Source organism: Shewanella avicenniae (assembly GCF_017354945.1).
Lineage (GTDB): Bacteria > Pseudomonadota > Gammaproteobacteria > Enterobacterales > Shewanellaceae > Shewanella > Shewanella avicenniae.
In genome coordinates this window covers 4,182,229-4,201,682 of the sequence record NZ_CP071503.1, presented here as the reverse complement: position 1 = coordinate 4,201,682, position 19,454 = coordinate 4,182,229, and the positions used below count along the sequence as shown (strand labels likewise).

Genomic DNA, 19,454 nt, shown 5'->3' with positions numbered 1-19,454 from the left:
AACTTATCCCCAATTATTATCCCTGATGGTGCGAAATATACGGCGAGATCTGAATAATCTGCGAAACTGAGGAATCTTATCCCCAGCGAGATCGATGATCTGCATTTTGATGGATCAGCAGCGATCATACTGGATCTTGGGGGGAATAATCTATGAAAAATCCCACTTTATTAAGCGATCGACCTTGATCTATAATGCGCGACCAGCGATCTTGTTCGCCTTGAAGCTGACACTATATATTGTGGTTAACACACAAAGTTATCCACATCCAATAGTGTTTATTCAAAGATCAATATCGTATTAGAGCGATTTAATTCGCTCAAAGTCGTGCCGCGTTGTTGACGCCTTTCACTAAAGTGATTACAATTCGGCCTCTTTTTTGCCCCTACCTTCATTTGATGGATGGGAAATTAACCAACTTGAAGACGGATTGCCATCATGAGTAAACGTACTTTTCAACCAAGCAACCTGAAGCGCAAGCGTTCTCACGGCTTCCGCGCGCGTATGGCTACAGCTAACGGCCGCAAGGTTTTGGCTCGTCGCCGTGCCAAAGGTCGCGCTCGTTTGTCTGCTTAATTGAGTAGACAACTAGGTGACTAGTTACACCTTTTCGCGGGAGTTACGCTTGTTAACTCCCGCACAATTCAAATCAGTTTTTACCGATCCTAAAAAAGCCTCCTCTGCAGAAATTACTCTGTTGGCGGTACCTAATGGCTTACCCCATCCTAGAATTGGCTTGACTGTGGCCAAACGCCATGTAAAAAGAGCTAATCAACGCAATAGAGTTAAACGCGTTATTCGCGAAAGTTTTCGCCTCAATCAGCAACAACTGCCTGCAATCGATATTGTGGTGTTAGTGCGTGGTGGAGTACTTGAGCTTGATAATACGCAACTCAGAACCTTGGTGGATAAGCTATGGCGCAAGCTAAGTCGCCGTTTCAATGGTTGATAATTGGCCTTATTCGGGGCTATCAAATATTTATCAGTCCGTTGCTCGGTCAACGCTGCCGTTTTAATCCGTCCTGTTCTCATTATGCTATTGAAGCGGTGCAGGTTCACGGAGTGCTCAAAGGGTGTTGGTTATCCGCAAAACGCATTATAAAATGTCACCCCTTAAATCCGGGCGGCAATGACCCCGTACCTCCTAAAAACAATAGGTGTAATAAATAGGCTATGGAATCTCAACGCAATATATTGCTTATCGCCCTGCTACTGGTCAGTTACATGATATGGAACCAGTGGGAGGCTGATCACGCACCACAACCGGCAGTCACTGCATCAACAGTTGCCACATCTTCGCAAGAGACAGCGCTCAATGACGTTCCGGTTGCTGATGATAATGCCGCCGATGTCCCGCAAACACAGGTCGTCGCTTCTAAAGAGCTGATCCGTGTTAAAACTGATCAATTGGATGTGGAAATCAATCCTGTCGGTGGTGATATCGTTCACGCAGCGCTGGTGACTCATAAACTAGAGCTAAATGAAAACGATCCATTTGTGTTGTTAGAACGCAAAGCTGATTTTACCTATATTGCGCAAAGTGGCCTGATTGGGAAAAACGGTATCGATTCTGGCAAAGGCCGAGCTGCTTATGCGGCGGAACAACAGCAATATCAATTAGCTGATGGTCAAGAAAAATTAGAAGTACCGCTGACCTACGTGGCGCCAAACGGTGTCACCTACACCAAAGTATTTACCTTCACCAAAGGTAAATTTGATGTACGGGTAGACTATCGCGTCAACAACACTTCTGCCGAGCCATTGCAAGTGCAGATGTACGGTCAAATCAAACAGACTATCAAACCATCTGATAGCCATATGATGATGCCGACTTACCGTGGTGGCGCATTCTCAACGGCAGATACACGTTACGAAAAATACGATTTCGACGAGATGCAGGAAAAGAACCTGCAAAAAACCACCGAAGGTGGTTGGGTCGCCATGCTACAGCACTACTTTGTGTCAGCTTGGGTGCCAGCAGCCGATGAACAAAACATCATGTACTCGAGTGTGAGTAATGGTAAAGATGCCAACATCGGTTTCCGTGGTGCTTCACATATTGTCGCGCCGGGCGAAAGTAAAACCTTTGGTGCCGATTTCTATGTGGGTCCGAAAGACCAAGCAGCATTGTCAGAACTGTCTGATTCGCTGAACCTCGTTGTGGATTATGGTGTGTTGTGGTGGTTGGCCGTACCTATCTACAAGCTGTTGATGATCTTCCACTCCTTTATCGGTAACTGGGGTTTGTCGATCATTCTGATCACCCTGACCGTGCGTGGTATTTTGTATCCACTGACCAAAGCGCAATACACCTCAATGGCGAAGATGCGCAATCTGGCACCAAAGATCCAAGAGCTGAAAGAGCGTTTTGGTGATGATCGCCAAAAAATGGGTCAAGCCACCATGGAGATGTACCGCAAAGAGAAAGTAAACCCAATGGGCGGTTGTTTACCGATCTTCCTGCAGATGCCTATTTTCCTAGCGTTGTATTGGGTATTGATGGAAAGCGTTGAACTGCGTCATGCACCATTTGTTTTGTGGATCCAAGACTTGTCAGTGCAAGACCCTTACTACGTGCTACCAGTTCTGAACGGTATCACCATGTACATCATGCAGAAGCTGCAACCAATGTCGCCAAACATGGACCCAATGCAAGCCAAGATGATGCAATGGATGCCTGTCATCTTTGCAGTATTCTTTATGTGGTTCCCTGCAGGTCTGGTGCTGTACTGGTTGATGGGTAACATTGTGGCCATCATTCAACAGAAAATTATTTACGCAAGCCTTGAGAAAAAAGGCCTGAAGTAAACAGCTCGATTAGCTAAATTATAAAGGCGGCAATAGCCGCCTTTTTGTTCATTTAAGTAAAGGAAAGTTCCGTGGTTACAGATACCATCGTCGCTCAAGCAACTGCTCCAGGAAAAGGTGGAGTGGGCATCGTTCGCGTATCAGGTGCATTAGCAGCAAAAGTAGCGCAAGCCGTATTGGGGCATGTACCCAAGGTACGTTACGCTGACTACTGCGACTTCTGTAGTGCCGATGGTAAAGTGATTGACCAAGGTATCGCGCTCTACTTTAAAGGGCCAAACTCTTTCACCGGTGAAGATGTGCTGGAACTGCAAGGCCACGGTGGCCAAGTGGTGATGGATATGCTGATCCGTACAGTATTGGACGTTGACGGGATACGCATGGCACGCCCAGGCGAATTCAGCGAACAAGCCTTTTTAAATGACAAATTAGACTTAGCGCAAGCAGAAGCGATTGCCGATTTGATTGATGCCACCAGTGAACAAGCCGCGAAAAGCGCGTTAATGTCACTGCAAGGTGAGTTTTCAAATGAAGTGAATCAACTGGTGGAACAGGTCACCAACCTACGTCTCTACGTGGAAGCGGCGATTGATTTTCCAGATGAAGAGGTCGACTTCCTCTCTGATGGCAAAATCGCTAATGCGCTGTATCGCATCATCGACAAACTCAGCGAAGTACAGCAAAGTGCCCAGCAAGGTGCCTTGATCCGAGAAGGGATGAAAGTTGTCATTGCAGGCCGTCCTAACGCCGGAAAATCCAGCTTACTAAATGCGCTTGCCGGTAAAGAATCCGCCATTGTGACCGAGATTGCCGGAACCACTCGTGATGTATTGCGCGAACACATTCATATCGATGGTATGCCACTGCATATTATCGATACCGCAGGCCTGCGCGACACCGAAGACACGGTGGAACGCATCGGCATCGAACGGGCTTGGGCTGAAATCGCCAGCGCAGATCGAGTACTTTTTATGGTGGATGGCACAGATACTAACGCCGTTGATCCAAAAGAGATTTGGCCTGATTTTGTCGATCGCTTGCCAGCAAACCTCGGTATCACTGTGGTACGCAACAAAGCGGATCTCACAGGAGAAATGGTCGAAAGCAGTGATGAACAAGGTTACCCAGTATTTCGTATCTCGGCCAAAACCGGAGCGGGTGTTGCACAGCTTAAACAGCATTTGAAGCAGTTAATGGGCTTTAACAGCAGCACCGAAGGTAGCTTTATTGCGCGCCGTCGTCACTTAGACGCGCTGCAAACCGCGAGTGAACACCTCATGCTTGGCAAAGAACAGCTTGAAGTATTCCAAGCGGGCGAACTGCTCGCAGAAGAGCTACGCATGACACAACATGCGCTGAGCGAGATCACCGGCGCGTTTACTTCAGATGATCTGCTCGGCCGTATTTTCAGTTCATTCTGTATTGGGAAGTAAAGTGGACAAATAACGGAAAACAACAGCAAGCAACGGTAGATAACACACTGATTTTATTAGATCGTCATTTGCCGTTTGTTTCCATCCGTTGCCGTTAATTGCCAAATCTAGTCCCCAGTTGGTCCCCAATGACATGATAAATGCCGTATTGGGGACCAATTGGGGGCTAAAATGAAAATTTCCATTGAAAAACGAACACTTAGAGCTGACGGCACACGCTCACTACGCTTAGTTTATGACTATGGCTACACCACAAATACGCAAGGTGGACGCCAAAATAAACGTAAGCGCAGCTACGAAACCTTAGACCTGTACGTTCACGACAAACCTAAAACACCCACCCAGCGCCAACACAACAAAGAACATATGCTTCTCGCCGAAACCATTAAGAGTAAACGGCTGGTTGAGTGGCAATCCCAAAAGCATGGTTTTGAGGATCGAACCAAGCGTTCAGCTAGCTTCATAGATTACTTTCAACGGCAAGTTGATATCAAAGAACAAACCACCTCATCCTCCAACCACTCGATCTGGCTGTCAGCTCGTAAACACCTGCTGTTCTACTGCGGGAAACATGATCTTAGCTTTGATGAGCTGGATAAAGACTGGTTAGACGGGTTTAAGTATTATCTGACCAATGAGGCGAAGACCAAAAGTGATGAGCCTTTATCTCGCAACACACAAAGCTCCTACTTCAATAAAATTCGAGCGGCAATCAACGAAGCACATCGAGAAGGTATTATTCGCGATAACCCGCTTGCACAAGTGACCAGTATCAAAGCGAAAACGACAAAGCGGGTTTATTTAACACTGGATGAAGTCAACGCGTTAGCTCACACAGAATGTCGCTACCCAGTCCTTAAACGTGCGTTTTTGTTCTCATGCGCGACGGGTATGCGTTGGTGCGACATCCACCGACTTACCTGGTCAGAAATAGAGACATTCAATAATCACAAACGAATTATCTTCGACCAGGTCAAACTCTCTCACGGCGATGCTAAGAGCCTTCAATACCTTGACCTACCAAAGTTCGCAGAATCGCTTTTAGGTCCAGTAAAAGCGGCACACGAGCGCGTATTCAAGGGATTGAAATACTCTTCTTATATGAATGTAGAACTGCTTAGATGGAGCCTAGCTGCTGGAATCAGTAAACACGTTACATTTCATAGTGGTCGTCATACCTTTGCTGTAATTCAGCTTAGCCGAGGAATCGATATATACGCAGTATCGAAACTGCTCGGCCACAGCGAACTCAAAACAACCGAGATCTACGCTGACATCATAGAACAACGTAGGATGGAAGCCATGCTCACATTCCCCGATATTTTTGCTTCTTCTGGAAAGGATTCAGCGGCCTAAGGCCGCTGCTATGAAAGTATTACTTACGAGAAGTGGTAGCGACATAGTTTGCTGCCCTTTTTTCGATCTCATAATGAGATGAAACACGCTGCTCCTCAACCCATTTCATTATGGCTTGACGCTCAAATCGGAGGTGTTTGCCAATTTTGAAAAATGGTATTTCCGCAGAGCTGGTCAGCTTATAAAGCTGGTTTGTAGACAAACCGAGTAAGACAGCACATTCATCAACAGTTAGAATATCCTTTCCAAGCAACTCCACCTTTTGTTGCTGCAAACGCTGCTCCAGAACAGCGCGCTCAACACGATCTATTTTGGCGAGAATGGATTGAAGAAGAACTTGCTCGTTGGTTGTCATAGTATCACCTCCTCGCCCATTGGAATGTCTCTAGGAAGAGTGGGAAAACTGGGAAGTACTCTATTCATCGATACCCATCTCCTTCAATTCGGAGAGGATCTTTTCCGGCCAGAAAGCGAAAAAACGATGATCAAACTCAGTACCGTTTTTCTTCTCGATAATCCGAAGTGTTCCTCTACGATCTTCATTGGTTTCAAACCACCCTTTGTGAATCAAAGGGCTTAATTGACTCTTATACTGACGCCGCAGTCGTAGCTGCTTAACAAACTCTTGTTTGTGGATAAGCCACTGGACGTCATCACCATCCTGCCGCCAGTAACCATACTTTGACGGTCTGCTTGTGCAGAGTTCAGGAAGCTTATTTTCCCAATGGCTAATCGCTTGTTTCAAAGCACTCAACACCTCATACGTTTCTTGATTGTGCTGATGCCCTCGATGGGCTAGCCAGCGGCTAAAAACGCTATATACGGAATAGAGCGACTCTTCTTCAGACCATGGCACTAACTGGTTTCGTGATGCAACAGACAACGCGACACCAACAAGGACAAAGCGCTTCAATACCCGATGAACCTGGCCGGAATAATTGCTTTTAGACCAATGCTGCCTCAGCGTTTCGATTTCACGCTGTAAGACAACATCCAGATCGGGCTTATCTGAAATAAGCGTCATCCAAGCCGTGAACAAAGTGCCAAAGTACTTTTGAGTCTGCTTTTCTAAGTGCTCAGCAAACTGAGATGGTGAGGAAAAGCGGTGTAGATCCGCAAAACAGCCAAAGCGCTCTTCGGCAGGAATTTCGATTACTCGAATGAGCTGACCTGCTTTCACTTGATAACCAGCTGACTCCATCAGCTCTGTCAGGCCAATCTCTCCATTACTCAATGTCAACGTCCGCCAATTGGCAATATTCGCCAGGCCGCCTGTCTCCGTGGCTCGCAACTTTCCACATCCGTTGACGATTTGATAAGCCGCAGAACTGGCTTCTTCCGCCGAGCACAACCCTAGCTCATCTAACACAAGCAACATGTCATGATGTTCCGATGCAACCGCTTCAATACCGTTTGCCGTCGTTTTCCACGACTTGATATATGACTTATCAGCATAAACAGACGCTGCAACAAACGATGTGACAGATTTCCCCGACGAAGACGGCCCCATGATATGGAATGCCGCACTTTCCATTCCAACAGGCTTGAGAAGCGGTGCGGCCAACGCAACACCAACAGAAAAAATGAGCAATGGGTTGCCGACCAACAAAGAACCGACTTCACTTTGCCATTCCGCTAAGCTCCCTTTTGCCAAACAGAGCGAATCAGCCATACCACCAGAAAAATAGTAGGACTCATCTGACCGTCCGAAACTTTTCTCCGGAGTAACGAACACCTTGTCATGCCAACCTGTTCTTGTGACACAAAAGGCCGTTTCTGCCGCTTTGAGCTCTTCCCGCAAATAGCGCTGGACCATATTCCATGCAGTTTGCTCAGGCTCCAGCCAAAAACCGGTATCAAACAATTCATCTCTTAACTGATAGTTGGTCCCTCCCATGATCTTTCTGGCAGGCACTATCATTCGAATCGTCTGCTTGTCCATATTGATGATTTCAATACAAGCACTGAACCCTGACTTCCGATCAGGTGAACGCGTTCTAGCAAGAACCTTGACCGAAGAGCTCAACGAACGCCAACCTCGCTCACGGCAGAAATACTGTAGTTGATCATGGTGATGACGAAACTTCATATGACCTCCCTATCACAGGCTCAAAAGCCACTTCTGCACATCTTCAAGGCGAAATCTCACACTTCGAGCGCCAGGTGATAGTGTGACTGGTGTAGGAAAAGAACCATTTTTCACATAACGGCGAATGGTTGCCTGAGAAAGCTGAGTTAACTGACAAACTTCTTGATAGCTTAATAGCTGATTTGATTGTTTTTGTTCGGTCATAACTACTCCTGACAGTTAATGGATAATCAAGGAATAGTTTGCAGGGTGAGCAACGCAAAGGCGCGCGGTGCTCAGGCCCATTTTGGGCAGTTTCGCGTGAAAAGAAGCCTGTCAAATTCATGGTTTAGAATTACAGAAGCAGATAATGAGGCGGTAATGTGAGTAGGCATTGCTTCACTGTTATTCATCAAGCCACAAAGCGCTATACGTTAAGTTGCTCACCATAGTTAACGCATAGTGATTAGATCCACACTTTCACAAGTGAAAGTGTGTTTTCAGCAATCCCTCCCTGTAGACAAGCAACACCAGCTATATCTCCTCTCGAATAATTTCATTTCAACTCTAATTTTTAACCGCTGGCTGGCATTTCTGTTATAGTTGCGCTTACGTTCAGAATGCCTGCATGGATAGGAACACATGATCAAATGCCACCTCGCCCGTTTGATGGGAGAGCGCAAATTAAGAATAGCGGATGTCATTCGTGAAACGGGTTTAAGCCGCAACACAGTGACACTTCTGTACAAAGAAACAGCACAAAAAGTGGACTTAGAAGCCATCGACAAGCTGTGCGTGCTATTTAATTGTCAAGTTGGTGAGCTCCTAGAACAGTCACCAGAGAATGATCAATAAAAACAATAACGAAGGGCTGATATGAGCTTCACAGAAGATTCAAGAGTAAAAATACCAACGATCCTACATCTCATGCGTTTGGGTTATGAGTACCTATCCCTGAAAGGAACGCACTGGGACAAGGATACAAATATCTTCCCGGAATTATTCTCCTTAGCGGTCAGCCGTATCAATCCTGACATGACCTCTGATGACGTTGGCCGTTTGCTCGAAGAAGTGAAACTCTCTCTGGATAACGAAGACTTAGGCCGAGCTTTTTTCAATAAGTTGAAGGCTCGATCTGGCACTAAGCTGATCGATTTCGAGAACTTTTCCAACAACAGCTTCCATGTCGTTACTGAGCTAACCTACAAGAACGGAGACGATGAATTTCGTCCTGACATTATCTTGTTAATCAACGGCATGCCGCTGGTGTTTATTGAGGTGAAAAAGCCTAACAACCGAGACGGTATCGTCGCGGAAAGAGAACGCATCAATAAACGTTTTCAAAACCCGAAATTCAAGCGCTTTGCTAACATCACTCAATTCATGATTTTTTCCAACAATATGGACTACGTCGATGGTGATCCAGAGCCAGTACAAGGTGCATTTTACGCGAGCAGTTCATATGACAAGCCAGTGTTTAACTACTTTCGCGAAGAAGAAGTGTTAGATCTCACTGCACTTTTAAAACCACTGACTGATGAGCAAGAACTGGCAGTACTCAAAGACAACAACTTAGAAGTGATCCGCAGCAACCCTGAGTTTTTGAGCAACAAAGAGCCCAGCCGCCCAACCAACCGAATCTGTACCTCTTTACTCAGCAAAGAGCGTTTGTCCTTTGTTCTACGCTATGCATTGGTCTACGTATCAGAGAGTGATGGCCTGCAAAAACACATCATGCGCTATCCACAGATGTTTGCGACCAAAGCCATTGAGAGAAAGCTAAACGAAGGAGTTCGTAAAGGGATTATTTGGCATACCCAAGGAAGTGGTAAAACCGCGTTAACCTATTACAACGTTGGGTTCTTAACAGATTACTTCCAAAAACGAGAAATCATTCCAAAGTTCTATTTTATCGTCGATAGACTAGACTTACTGCAACAAGCACAGCGAGAGTTTACTGCACGCGGCTTGATTGTTCATACCATAAACTCCCGTGAAGCGTTCACGCGTGACATCAAAGCCACACAAGTGATTCACAACCACTCAGGCAAAGCCGAAATAACCGTCGTCAACATTCAGAAGTTTAAAGATGACCCCGACGTTATTTCAACGCAAGATTATAACGTCACAATCCAACGTGTTTACTTCCTGGATGAAGTTCATCGCAGTTACAACCCGAAAGGTAGCTTTCTAGCCAACCTGACTCAGTCTGATACCAACGCTATCAAAATAGGCTTAACGGGTACGCCATTACTGGGTGAAGACTATAACTCACGAGTTCTTTTTGGCGATTACATTCACAAGTATTACTACAATGCTTCCATTGCCGACGGCTATACACTGCGCTTAATTCGTGAAGAGATCGCGACCAATTACAAAATGACGCTTCAGCAAGCGCTAGAAGAAGCTGAAGTAAAAATGGGCGATGTAGACCGCAAAGAAATATACGCCCATCAAAGTTTTGTTGAGCCAATGCTGGACTACATCATTAGCGACTTCGAAAAGAGTCGCGGCACGCTAAATGACGCAACCATAGGCGGTATGATCATTTGCGATAGCTCAGACCAAGCAAAGAAAATGTTTGAGCTGTTTAATGCTGTGTACGCCTCAAAGCCCCTATCCAGTAGTGACAGCGTGGAACCTCAGCAAGCAACATCGGTAGCAGAACCGATCCCGACTTACGTTCAAACGGCGAGCATGGAGCCAGCCAAGCAAGCCCACAAAGTGAGCAATGCTGCGCTGATTTTGCATGATGTCGGCACAAAACAAGAACGCAAAGATTGGGTTGAAGATTTCAAAGCAGGAAAAATCGACTTACTGTTTGTTTACAACATGCTACTCACAGGGTTCGATGCTAAACGCTTGAAGAAACTCTACCTTGGCCGTGTGATCCGCAAACATAACTTGTTACAAGCACTGACACGCGTCAACCGCACATACAAAGACTTCCGTTATGGCTATGTGGTCGATTTTGCAGATATTCGCAAAGAATTTGACGCGACTAACAAAGCTTACTTTGACGAGCTGCAATCTGAACTAGGCGACGAAATCGAAAGCTACTCCAAGCTATTCAAATCACAGGAAGAGATCAAACAAGAGATAGAACACATTAAAGATGTGTTGTTCCGCTTTGATATCGGCAACATGGAGACCTTCTGTGATCAAATCAGCCAGATACAAGACAGAGAAACTGTATTAGCACTGAAAAATGCCCTAGCTGATGCACGAAGCCTGTATAACCTTATTCGCCTGCAAGGTGAGTACGACTTCCTTGATGAACTGGATTTCACCAAGCTCAATGTGTTATTTCGTGTTGCCAGCGATAGACTAGACATGCTTAATCTTGCGATTTCAATACAAGATGGCGTGGACATTGGCAATCTGCTCAATAGAGCTTTAGAAGATGTGATTTTTACATTCACAAAAATTGGCGAAGAAGAACTTGTACTAGCTGACAAACTGAAAAATACCCTTCGTCAAACACGCGAAGCACTGGCAAGTAACTTTGACCAACAAGACCCGAAATTCATCAATCTGAAAGATGAACTAGAGCGATTGTTTAAGAAAAAGAACCTCAGTGAAGTGACGCAAGATGAAATGGTCGCCAACATCGATGCGCTCAACAAAATTCACCAACGAGTGAAAGAGTTGAACCGACAGAACAACCAATTGCGTCAGAAGTACCTAGGTGACACCAAGTATGCGCGTTTACACAAGCGTTTATACGAACGCCAACAAGAGCGACGTGACATTACAGATTCTGAAAGAAAGATTTTTGAGGCCCTGCTCGGAGTCAAAGAAGACGCCGATAGCCAGGTACTCGACAACACATCCGTTCTCGATAACGAAAGCTATTTTGAGCGGCATTTGCTACCAAAGGTTCATAACCGCTTTATCAAACAGCAGAGCATTCCCTTGAATGCGGAAGCAGTTCGTTATGTAAACCACCTTGTCGTAGCAGAATATTTAAAAGAATTTAATACAGGTAGCCAATCCTGGTAAGAACACCAACTAAGGCAGTACACAAACCATGGTCGAACTCGAATTTAGAGAAAAAACAAAAGCCCTTATCGATAGCCTGAAAAGCATCTGTGCAACCAATGGCTTAGGCAACAGTACCGGGGAATTTGAGATCATCACTCAGGTCTTTTTGTACAAATTCCTGAACGATAAGTTCGCCTATGAAGCAAAGAAAATAGACGACAAAATCGCCAGCGCGGCGAAATGGGAAGAAGCGCTGATTGAAATGAGTGAAGAAGATCTAGAGATGCTCCAGATCCAGATGGGCGGTGATACTGCTCGTCTCAAACCACATCATTTCATCAGTCACTTGTTCAACCAGCAAGACAAGCCCGGGTTTGCTCAGCTGTTTGACGATACCTTGATGGACATCGCCATCACCAATAACGATGTGTTTGCGGTAATGACGGACACAGGCGAGAAAGTACAACTGTTTACCCGCATCAGTGAAAACGTGACCGTTTCCAAGCGTGACGCTTTTTGTAAAGCGATCATCAACAAACTGATTGAGTTCAGCTTTGAGCGTATCTTCAACCAGAAGTTTGATTTCTACGCCACCATCTTTGAATACCTGATCAAAGACTACAATAGCAACTCTGGCGGTAAATACGCCGAGTACTACACCCCTCATGCGGTAGCACGCATTATGGCCGCAATATTAGTGCCTGAAGACCAGCAAGGCACCGTGCGCAATGTGAGCTGTTATGACCCATCAGCGGGCTCTGGCACCCTGCTTATGAATGTCGCTCATGCAATCGGTGAAACGCGTTGTAGCATCTACACGCAGGACATTTCGAAAAAATCATCAAACCTACTGCGTTTGAACCTGATTTTGAACAACTTAGTGCATTCAATCCCTAACGTGATTGAAGGTAACACCTTGCTGCATCCACACCACAAGGAAAATGGTGACCTACGCAAATTTGATTACATTGTCTCTAACCCACCATTTAAGCTGGATTTCAGTGATTTTCGTGATGAGTTGGATAGCAAAGAAAACAAAGATCGCTTTTTTGCTGGCATTCCCAAAATCAAAGCTAAGGCCAAGGACAAAATGGAAATCTACCAATTGTTCTTGCAGCACATTATTTACTCATTAAAACCAGGTAGTAAAGCAGCGGTTGTGCTACCAACAGGGTTTATTACCGCTCAATCTGGCATTGATAAAATGATCCGTCAGTACTTAGTTGATAACAAGATGCTGGCGGGTGTGGTCTCCATGCCATCCAATATCTTCGCGACCACAGGAACCAACGTCTCTATTCTGTTTATTGATAACAGTAACAAAGACAAAGTGGTACTGGTTGATGCATCAAGCCTGGGGCAAAAGGTCAAAGAAGGTAAGAATCAGAAAACGGTTCTAACACCAGAAGAAGAGCAGCAAATCATTGATGTGTTCAACAATAAGTGGACGGAAGAAGACTTCTCCGTTGCAGTCAGCTATGACGAGATCACTGCGAAAAATTACAGCCTTAGTGCTGGGCAGTATTTCGAAGTCAAGATCGACTATGTAGATATTACCGCAGAGCGGTTTGCGGAAAAAATGCAGGGCTTTACCAGCAATTTGGACAGTTTGTTTAATCAGTCTCGTGAGCTAGAAGTAGAGATTAAAAAGCAGTTGACGGGCTTGAAATATGAATAACTGGCAAGTTAAAACTTTAGGAGAGTACCTTTCACTTCAGAGAGGATATGACTTAACAGCAGAACAAAGAACCAAAGGCAATATTCCTGTGATGGGAGCAGGTGGCCAGAATGGTACTCACGGCGTTTCAAAGGCTAGTGGACCGGGAGTTATAGTTGGGCGAAGTGGTAGTTCATATGGCCAAGTTTACTTATCTGAGGGTGATTTTTGGCCCCACAATACATCTATGTTTGTCACTGACTTCAAAGGTAACGATGAGTATTTTACTTACTACTTATTAAAAAACCTTGATTTTGACAGACTCAACTCAGGAAGTGCTCAGCCATCACTTAACCGGAATTTTATTTATCCGGTTAAAGTTAGAGTACCTAAACCAAATGAACAAACCAAAATCTCGGCAGTGCTCAGAGCTATAGACCAAAAAATCGAACTCAACAACCGCATCAATACTGAACTAGAAGCGATGGCGAAAACGCTTTATGACTACTGGTTCGTGCAGTTTGATTTCCCAGATGTGAATGGAAAACCCTATAAAGCTTCTGGCGGTAAGATGGTTTACAACGATGCCTTGAAGCGTGAAATACCGGAGGGGTGGAGCGATAAGACACTCTCTCAGATAGCTAACATTACGATGGGGCAATCGCCAGCGGGAAGTTCCTATAACGAAGAAGGCACTGGAACCATTTTTTATCAAGGTTCCACAGACTTTGGCTGGTTATTTCCTAGTACCCGACAATACACTACTGCTCCTAGCCGCATGGCAAAGAAAGGTGACATTTTGTTAAGCGTTCGTGCACCTGTTGGCGATATGAATATTGCCAACACCGATTGTTGTATTGGTCGAGGCTTAGCCGCATTAAACAGTAAAACTGGATCTGACGGCTTCCTATTTTATGTGATGAAGTATTTCAAACAGATTTTTGATCGCCGAAATTCAGAAGGCACAACATTCGGTTCAATTACAAAAAACGATTTACATTCACTTACATTAGCTTATCCAACAGCGGATTTGCTTGAAAAGTATGATGAAGTTGTCACAAATTACAACAAAATGATATTTGAACGAAGCCTAGAAAATCGTGAACTTGTAAATCTTCGAGACTGGCTTCTTCCCATGCTAATGAACGGCCAAGTAACGGTAAAACCAAGCACTGAACCACAGGAGGCTCAGCATGGCTAAAGATCTCACTGAGTCTTTGCATGACAGACAAAACATCCTTAATAACCGTTACGCTCTGCAAAAAGCAGAGCAACACCTGGCATTAGGTGGTGTTCAGTTTAATGGTGAGGCGGTGTTCACTAAGCAATAAATCATGGAATTGTTTGAAATCAGTGAACGTACAATTGAGCGCTATTTGTCCAGCCATGTAATGAATTAAAAGTGGATATAATTCATAGTATTACATCATGATGCCGACATTAATGACGGCACCATAATCAGCGTTTGATGTCGGCGATCCAACAGGATAGTGAGCAGCAATACACCATGATCGGCTCTGTAATCATCATGGTTTAAAGATGACAAAACTCATCAATAACGCAATAAGGTTAATTGAATGACAGATAACATCCCCCAAGCTCCGCATGGTGAATTTGTCCTGTTTACCAGTGGAGATGGCAAAACTCGCGTAGAGTGCCGCTTTGAGTCAGATACCTTGTGGCTTTCACAAGCAGCAATGGCAGAGCTTTACCAAGTGAGCTCACAGGCCATCACTCAGCATATTAAGGCTGTCTATTCTGAAGGGGAGCTTGAGCAAAATTCAACTTGTAAGGATTACTTACAAGTTCAATTAGAGGGTGGTCGAGAAGTAAAACGTAACATTCGACACTACAGTCTCCCGGTGATTCTTGCGGTAGGGTACAGAGTTCGCTCGACGCGTGGTACACAGTTTCGCCAATGGGCCACGCGATTGTTACAAGAGTATTTGCTCAAAGGCTTCGTGATGGATGACGAGCGCCTCAAAAATCCGCCCGTTGGTCACTCTGCGGTGCCTGACTACTTTGACGAGATGCTGGAACGCATTCGCGATATCCGAGCCAGTGAGCGTCGTGTTTATCTGCGAGTCAAAGACATCTTTACCATGGCGGCAGACTACGAGCCTTCCAATAAAGAGACCACTCTCTTCTTCCAAACCATTCAGAATAAACTGCATTATGCCTGTACACATATGACGGCCGCTGAGCTGATTGCTAGCCGTGTGGATGCCAGTAAGCCAGATATGGGGCTAACCAGCTATAAAGGCGATGAAGTGCGTAAGACCGATGTCACCATCGCCAAAAACTATCTGCGTGAAGACGAAATCAAAGAGCTTAATCGAATCGTTAATATGTGGCTCGACTTTGCCGAAGACCAAGCGCTGCGTCGCAAGCAGGTATTCCTAAAGGACTGGGCCGATAAGCTTGACCAGTTTTTAAGTTTTAATGATCGGGACGTATTAAGCGGAGCGGGAAAAATAACCAAGAAAGACGCAGATGATAAGGCGAAATTAGAGTTTGATCGCTTTGCCCAGCAACGCCGCCGTTTAAAAGAAGCCGAAGGCGCACTTGCTAATATTTCAGCCCTAAAAGCAATACTCAAAAAAGACAAATAGCGCGACTAACTCAGTTGAACCAGCCATGGTACCGACATCAATATCGGTACCATCGTTCTCAGGTCTGCATTTATCCTGCCAAAACACCATCGAAAAACCACTTTGAGATTTCAACTGGCTATCTCACATACAACTAGCACATCGAAAAGCAACCCAAAAGCGCTCTTGCTCACAGCCCACCGCGTGCTGCCCCATGGGCTTTCACATGTGAAAGTTCATCAGCCCTCAAGCGATTCAAACTGCTCAAATCCCACAATCATCAAGAAATTTCCGTCACAATCCCATCAAAAGAAATAATCGACACTCAGGTCCCACAATGATTGGAGTACAACGCCCTACATCCCCGCCAAAACAATAAAGCAACGAAAATAATCCGTGGCAACGTCCCACAAAGATAGGTATCTGGAAAGCACAAGGATAGGTCCCAGGAGAGGAATCGATGTCATGCTTGCCAATGAGCGGTGGGACACGAGGAAAATTACGCACCCCAAAAGGGCAATTACAGATGCGTAAATAACAGTACGTTTGCGCTACCTTGAGCAAAACAAACAAGGAGCCAATATGACTGTATTAAATGAACATTCCGCCGCCTATCAATGGCATCAACGAGCCCAGCAGCGACACCCCGAAAGTGAACAAGAGTGCTTTGAACTCGCGCTATCACAATCGCTAAAAGCCCTTAATGATATCGAGAACTTTGCAATGCAGGAGCCCTACCTGCTTGAGTTTTTAGCCAGTTGCTACGCTAACCAGTTTTGGCGAATCCATCGAACACATAAGGAAACCTCACCTGGCCGCTACGGCTGTCGGGTTCGGATTCGCAACCATCGCTTTGAAGCGGCTTGGTACTACAACTGGTACCTCAGTGCTAACCAAATGTCTCAGCGAAACAACAAAGAACAACGCGTTCGCTCAAAGCATTTAGCCAAAGGCAAAGGCTTTCGTTACCCACCGGGGCGATTTTCAAAAGCCAACGATGAATGGGAATCCGATCTTATTGAGTACACAGAAGATGCCTTCGCACTGATCCGTGAAGTGCGGCATGAAATCCTCACCATCAAACAAAAAGCGCAAATCTGTACAAAACGACTTCACAAGCTTCGTGAACACTTTCAAAAAATGGAGAAGCACTATGACTAAGAAAACCACGCCCAACGTCGGCATCGCACAACTAAGCAAGGACATTGAGTTAAGTAATCTCAAGTTGAAGCTGCCTGAGCCAGTTCCTTTGCCAGAAAGAATCGATGGTTTATCTGATTTCGTTTCGACAGAGTCAAAGCACTTAATGGCAGCAGCAAAAGAACTGAAGAAACAAATGGATAAACTAAAGAAAGCCTTGTCAAAAGAGTACAACGTCGAGTACCCATTTCGCTATGAGTTCATTGTTACGAGTGAACAGCGCTTACCTAAAATCAAGTGGCACCGCGTGATCGCTCGTGGAGGCTGGTATCCAGAGCTTGAAACCCAAGAAGTTTCAAATGGGGTGTTACGTCGTTTTTCAAACGCAATGCCCTGGGAGATCTCGCTGTATTTGCATTTGCTAGACCAACTCAACCAGCTGGAACAGCGTGTGAAGCCTATAAGAGAACTGTCTAGTCAGGTGAGAAAAACGATGCGAGCGATAAAAAAACTGCAAAATTAGTTCTATCCAATCAGGAAGCTTCATGCCGTGAAATGAAGCTTCTACCCACAGTTTGCATTTTCAAAATCAATGATACGCTGGTAGTAAAGTGAGGAGAAAATGCTGTGATGAGATTGAAAGTTCAGGTTGAAAAAATCAATGCTGCAAGCGTCGATATCGCTTGGTTCGCGGGGTTGAACAATCACGGTATCGTTACGGTTCAAATTGCTCAAAGTGAGTTCCGGTGCGCTATCGCGGAGTTAACGGCGGCAAGGTTCTTAATTCTCGACAAACAGGTATTCGGGCGCTTACCAAACAGCGGTAAAGGTCTCGCACTCAGCCTAACCAAAGAAACCATTTTAGCGGCCAAAAATGAAGCTCTCAAAGCAGCCGCACTGTTTCTGTCCAACCGTCTATCCGGTATCAAACTTTATTCTGACGAGATTGTTGATATCACTCATCCAGAAACAAAAGACATTATTACACCTTATGCTTCACCCTATCCGACGTTTGAGGTTGCAAAGCTTGGCACCATCGCCATCAGTAACCATGCAATGCAACGCTATCAACAAAGACACAAGCAAGGTGATATTCGTAATCCGTGGCACAGCTTACAGAAGCAACTCTCCCATCCAAATCTAGAAAGACAGGCTTTGTCATCAAGAACACGTTTCCAAAAGCTACTCCGTTACGGAAGCGAGCAACATGAAATTTGGGCCAACCCTACAGGCAATCTTTACTTTCAAATTGCATCCTTAGCGGAGCACAAATTGGTTGTGACGGTTTTTTCTCAGGTAACGCATGCTTTCGATGAAATTCATGCTTAGGAAAGCTAAGCTAAATAGAGATAGAAGATACTTACAGGAGGTGAATATGGAACTTTGGATTTGGCTGGGAGGTTTATTACTGACAGTCGCCGCAGTCGGTGGGGTATTTTGGTATTCAGGACGACAGCGATAGCTTTATGACTGGTCGATCTTATCGAGCTCCTGCCTGATCTGCTCAATAAGCGCCTGCTTTTTAGTTTCACTGAGCTTTTCAATCAAACATGCCAGTTCCGCTGAGCTGTCGGAATCTGAAAAGAAAAATGCAACAGGCACACCAAGCTCCTGAGCAAGCTTTTGTAGCGTACCGATATCGGGCATATGACGCCCTTTTTCATAATGATTCATACGGCCACTCGCTGAACTTGGGTCCATACCCAAACGGATACCAAGCTCCCTCTGGCTGATACCAACGCGATTTCTTGCCTGTTTAAGGCGCTGTGGAAATGGATTTGTTTTAGACAAGTGAGAATCATCATCAACCTACGATGCTTAGATTTTCTAAGTTTTAATTATACCTGTATACTTAGGAAAACTAAGCACAAAATGGAGACTAAGATGAAAACACTAAAAAAGTTCGCACTATTTTGCGTTTTTTGTCTTGGTGCGTTAGTGACTGTATATCAGAGCTGGGGAGTGATGTTGATGGCCATCCCAAGCGTTATTTGGCTACATAAGCCTTTGGTTGTTATCCACAAAAATAAGTACATCGCGTTGTTATTTTGGTTTGTACTCTTTTATATAAACTGGCTATTCGCCACTGCCGCCGCCCTCACCTATTTCTTCATTCATGTCTGGCATTTGCACCAACAGAACATTCCGCTCAATGACTCGTCTTGCGTTAAGCGAACGCCTCGCCTCATCAACCCAAGCACTGGTTTGTTGATGAAGAACAGGCACTTTGATATCGCAGGTAATGCTTATGGCTGGAAGAATGATTGATCTGAGTAGGTGATGATCACACTCGTCCCTACAGGAAAGGATCGTAAATACAAAATGATCCACGATCCATAGCAAAAGCCCCCGAACAATAACTGATGAGTTTATTGATCAAAAGATATCTCCTGCTTATCCACAATGAGTCAACTTGG

At 45.0% G+C, this 19,454-nt stretch carries 20 protein-coding genes; 16 read left to right on the top strand and 4 right to left on the bottom strand.

The window, feature by feature from the left end:
• Nucleotides 1-438: 438 nt before the first annotated feature.
• From rpmH to JYB87_RS18590, 6 genes are all read left to right on the top strand, one after another.
• Nucleotides 439-576, top strand: a complete 138-nt coding sequence (gene rpmH / locus JYB87_RS18615; RefSeq protein WP_011758135.1) for a 50S ribosomal protein L34 — start codon at nt 439-441, stop codon at nt 574-576.
• Nucleotides 577-592: 16 nt separating this feature from the next.
• Nucleotides 593-949 (top strand): ribonuclease P protein component, encoded by a 357-nt coding sequence (rnpA, locus tag JYB87_RS18610; protein ID WP_207354903.1) that lies wholly within the window; start codon nt 593-595, stop codon nt 947-949.
• Nucleotides 916-1,170, top strand: a complete 255-nt coding sequence (yidD, locus tag JYB87_RS18605) for a membrane protein insertion efficiency factor YidD (RefSeq protein ID WP_207354902.1) — start codon at nt 916-918, stop codon at nt 1,168-1,170. Before rnpA ends, yidD begins: the two co-directional genes overlap by 34 nt.
• A gap of 3 nt (nt 1,171-1,173) precedes the next feature.
• Entirely contained in the window at nt 1,174-2,808 is a 1,635-nt protein-coding gene (gene yidC / locus JYB87_RS18600) for a membrane protein insertase YidC (protein ID WP_207354901.1), read from the top strand.
• Nucleotides 2,809-2,879: 71 nt separating this feature from the next.
• Nucleotides 2,880-4,241, top strand: coding sequence for a tRNA uridine-5-carboxymethylaminomethyl(34) synthesis GTPase MnmE (gene mnmE / locus JYB87_RS18595; RefSeq protein WP_207354900.1), 1,362 nt, complete (start codon nt 2,880-2,882; stop codon nt 4,239-4,241).
• A 171-nt stretch (nt 4,242-4,412) separates the two neighbouring features.
• Complete coding sequence (locus tag JYB87_RS18590) at nt 4,413-5,597, top strand: site-specific integrase (protein ID WP_114730656.1); 1,185 nt, start codon at nt 4,413-4,415, stop codon at nt 5,595-5,597.
• A 19-nt stretch (nt 5,598-5,616) separates the two neighbouring features.
• Here JYB87_RS18590 and JYB87_RS18585 read toward each other — a convergent pair whose 3' ends face one another.
• From JYB87_RS18585 to JYB87_RS18575, 3 genes are read right to left on the bottom strand one after another with little or no spacing between them, the layout of a single operon-like run.
• Complete coding sequence (locus tag JYB87_RS18585) at nt 5,617-5,952, bottom strand: helix-turn-helix domain-containing protein (protein ID WP_025509023.1); 336 nt, start codon at nt 5,950-5,952, stop codon at nt 5,617-5,619.
• A gap of 60 nt (nt 5,953-6,012) precedes the next feature.
• On the bottom strand, nt 6,013-7,686 hold the full coding sequence (locus JYB87_RS18580) for a DUF927 domain-containing protein (RefSeq protein ID WP_148501433.1): 1,674 nt from the start codon (nt 7,684-7,686) through the stop codon (nt 6,013-6,015).
• Nucleotides 7,687-7,698: 12 nt separating this feature from the next.
• The gene (locus tag JYB87_RS18575) at nt 7,699-7,890 is read right to left on the bottom strand and encodes a helix-turn-helix transcriptional regulator (protein ID WP_000139304.1); all 192 of its coding nucleotides are present in this window, start codon (nt 7,888-7,890) and stop codon (nt 7,699-7,701) included.
• A 417-nt stretch (nt 7,891-8,307) separates the two neighbouring features.
• Here JYB87_RS18575 and JYB87_RS18570 point away from each other — a divergent pair, with 417 nt between their 5' ends.
• The 9 genes from JYB87_RS18570 to JYB87_RS18530 all read left to right on the top strand — a co-directional run bounded on the left by JYB87_RS18570 (nt 8,308) and on the right by JYB87_RS18530 (nt 18,366).
• Nucleotides 8,308-8,520 carry a helix-turn-helix domain-containing protein gene (locus tag JYB87_RS18570; protein ID WP_000588506.1) on the top strand — a complete coding sequence of 71 codons (213 nt, stop codon included), beginning with the start codon at nt 8,308-8,310 and terminating at the stop codon, nt 8,518-8,520.
• A gap of 21 nt (nt 8,521-8,541) precedes the next feature.
• A complete protein-coding gene (locus JYB87_RS18565; protein ID WP_207354899.1) occupies nt 8,542-11,667 on the top strand; it encodes a type I restriction endonuclease subunit R in 3,126 nt (1,041 codons plus the stop codon).
• Between the two features lie 28 nt (nt 11,668-11,695).
• On the top strand, nt 11,696-13,327 hold the full coding sequence (locus JYB87_RS18560) for an HsdM family class I SAM-dependent methyltransferase (RefSeq protein WP_207354898.1): 1,632 nt from the start codon (nt 11,696-11,698) through the stop codon (nt 13,325-13,327).
• The gene (locus JYB87_RS18555; RefSeq protein ID WP_207354897.1) at nt 13,320-14,507 is read left to right on the top strand and encodes a restriction endonuclease subunit S; all 1,188 of its coding nucleotides are present in this window, start codon (nt 13,320-13,322) and stop codon (nt 14,505-14,507) included. The genes JYB87_RS18560 and JYB87_RS18555 overlap by 8 nt, the downstream gene beginning before the upstream one ends.
• Nucleotides 14,500-14,637 carry a hypothetical protein gene (locus tag JYB87_RS18550; protein ID WP_207354896.1) on the top strand — a complete coding sequence of 46 codons (138 nt, stop codon included), beginning with the start codon at nt 14,500-14,502 and terminating at the stop codon, nt 14,635-14,637. The genes JYB87_RS18555 and JYB87_RS18550 overlap by 8 nt, the downstream gene beginning before the upstream one ends.
• Nucleotides 14,638-14,883: 246 nt before the next feature.
• Nucleotides 14,884-15,918, top strand: coding sequence for a virulence RhuM family protein (locus tag JYB87_RS18545; RefSeq protein WP_207354895.1), 1,035 nt, complete (start codon nt 14,884-14,886; stop codon nt 15,916-15,918).
• A gap of 561 nt (nt 15,919-16,479) precedes the next feature.
• Complete coding sequence (gene mobI, locus JYB87_RS18540) at nt 16,480-17,058, top strand: conjugative transfer protein MobI(A/C) (protein ID WP_207354894.1); 579 nt, start codon at nt 16,480-16,482, stop codon at nt 17,056-17,058.
• Entirely contained in the window at nt 17,051-17,560 is a 510-nt protein-coding gene (locus JYB87_RS18535; protein WP_207354893.1) for a hypothetical protein, read from the top strand. The genes mobI and JYB87_RS18535 overlap by 8 nt, the downstream gene beginning before the upstream one ends.
• A gap of 104 nt (nt 17,561-17,664) precedes the next feature.
• The gene (locus tag JYB87_RS18530) at nt 17,665-18,366 is read left to right on the top strand and encodes a hypothetical protein (RefSeq protein ID WP_207354892.1); all 702 of its coding nucleotides are present in this window, start codon (nt 17,665-17,667) and stop codon (nt 18,364-18,366) included.
• 135 nt (nt 18,367-18,501) lie between these two features.
• Here the strand turns inward: JYB87_RS18530 and JYB87_RS18525 are convergent, their stop codons facing one another.
• Nucleotides 18,502-18,828 carry a helix-turn-helix domain-containing protein gene (locus JYB87_RS18525; protein ID WP_080609421.1) on the bottom strand — a complete coding sequence of 109 codons (327 nt, stop codon included), beginning with the start codon at nt 18,826-18,828 and terminating at the stop codon, nt 18,502-18,504.
• Between the two features lie 93 nt (nt 18,829-18,921).
• Between JYB87_RS18525 and JYB87_RS18520 the strand changes: the two genes are divergently transcribed.
• On the top strand, nt 18,922-19,305 hold the full coding sequence (locus JYB87_RS18520; protein WP_207354891.1) for a hypothetical protein: 384 nt from the start codon (nt 18,922-18,924) through the stop codon (nt 19,303-19,305).
• Nucleotides 19,306-19,454 lie beyond the last annotated feature (149 nt).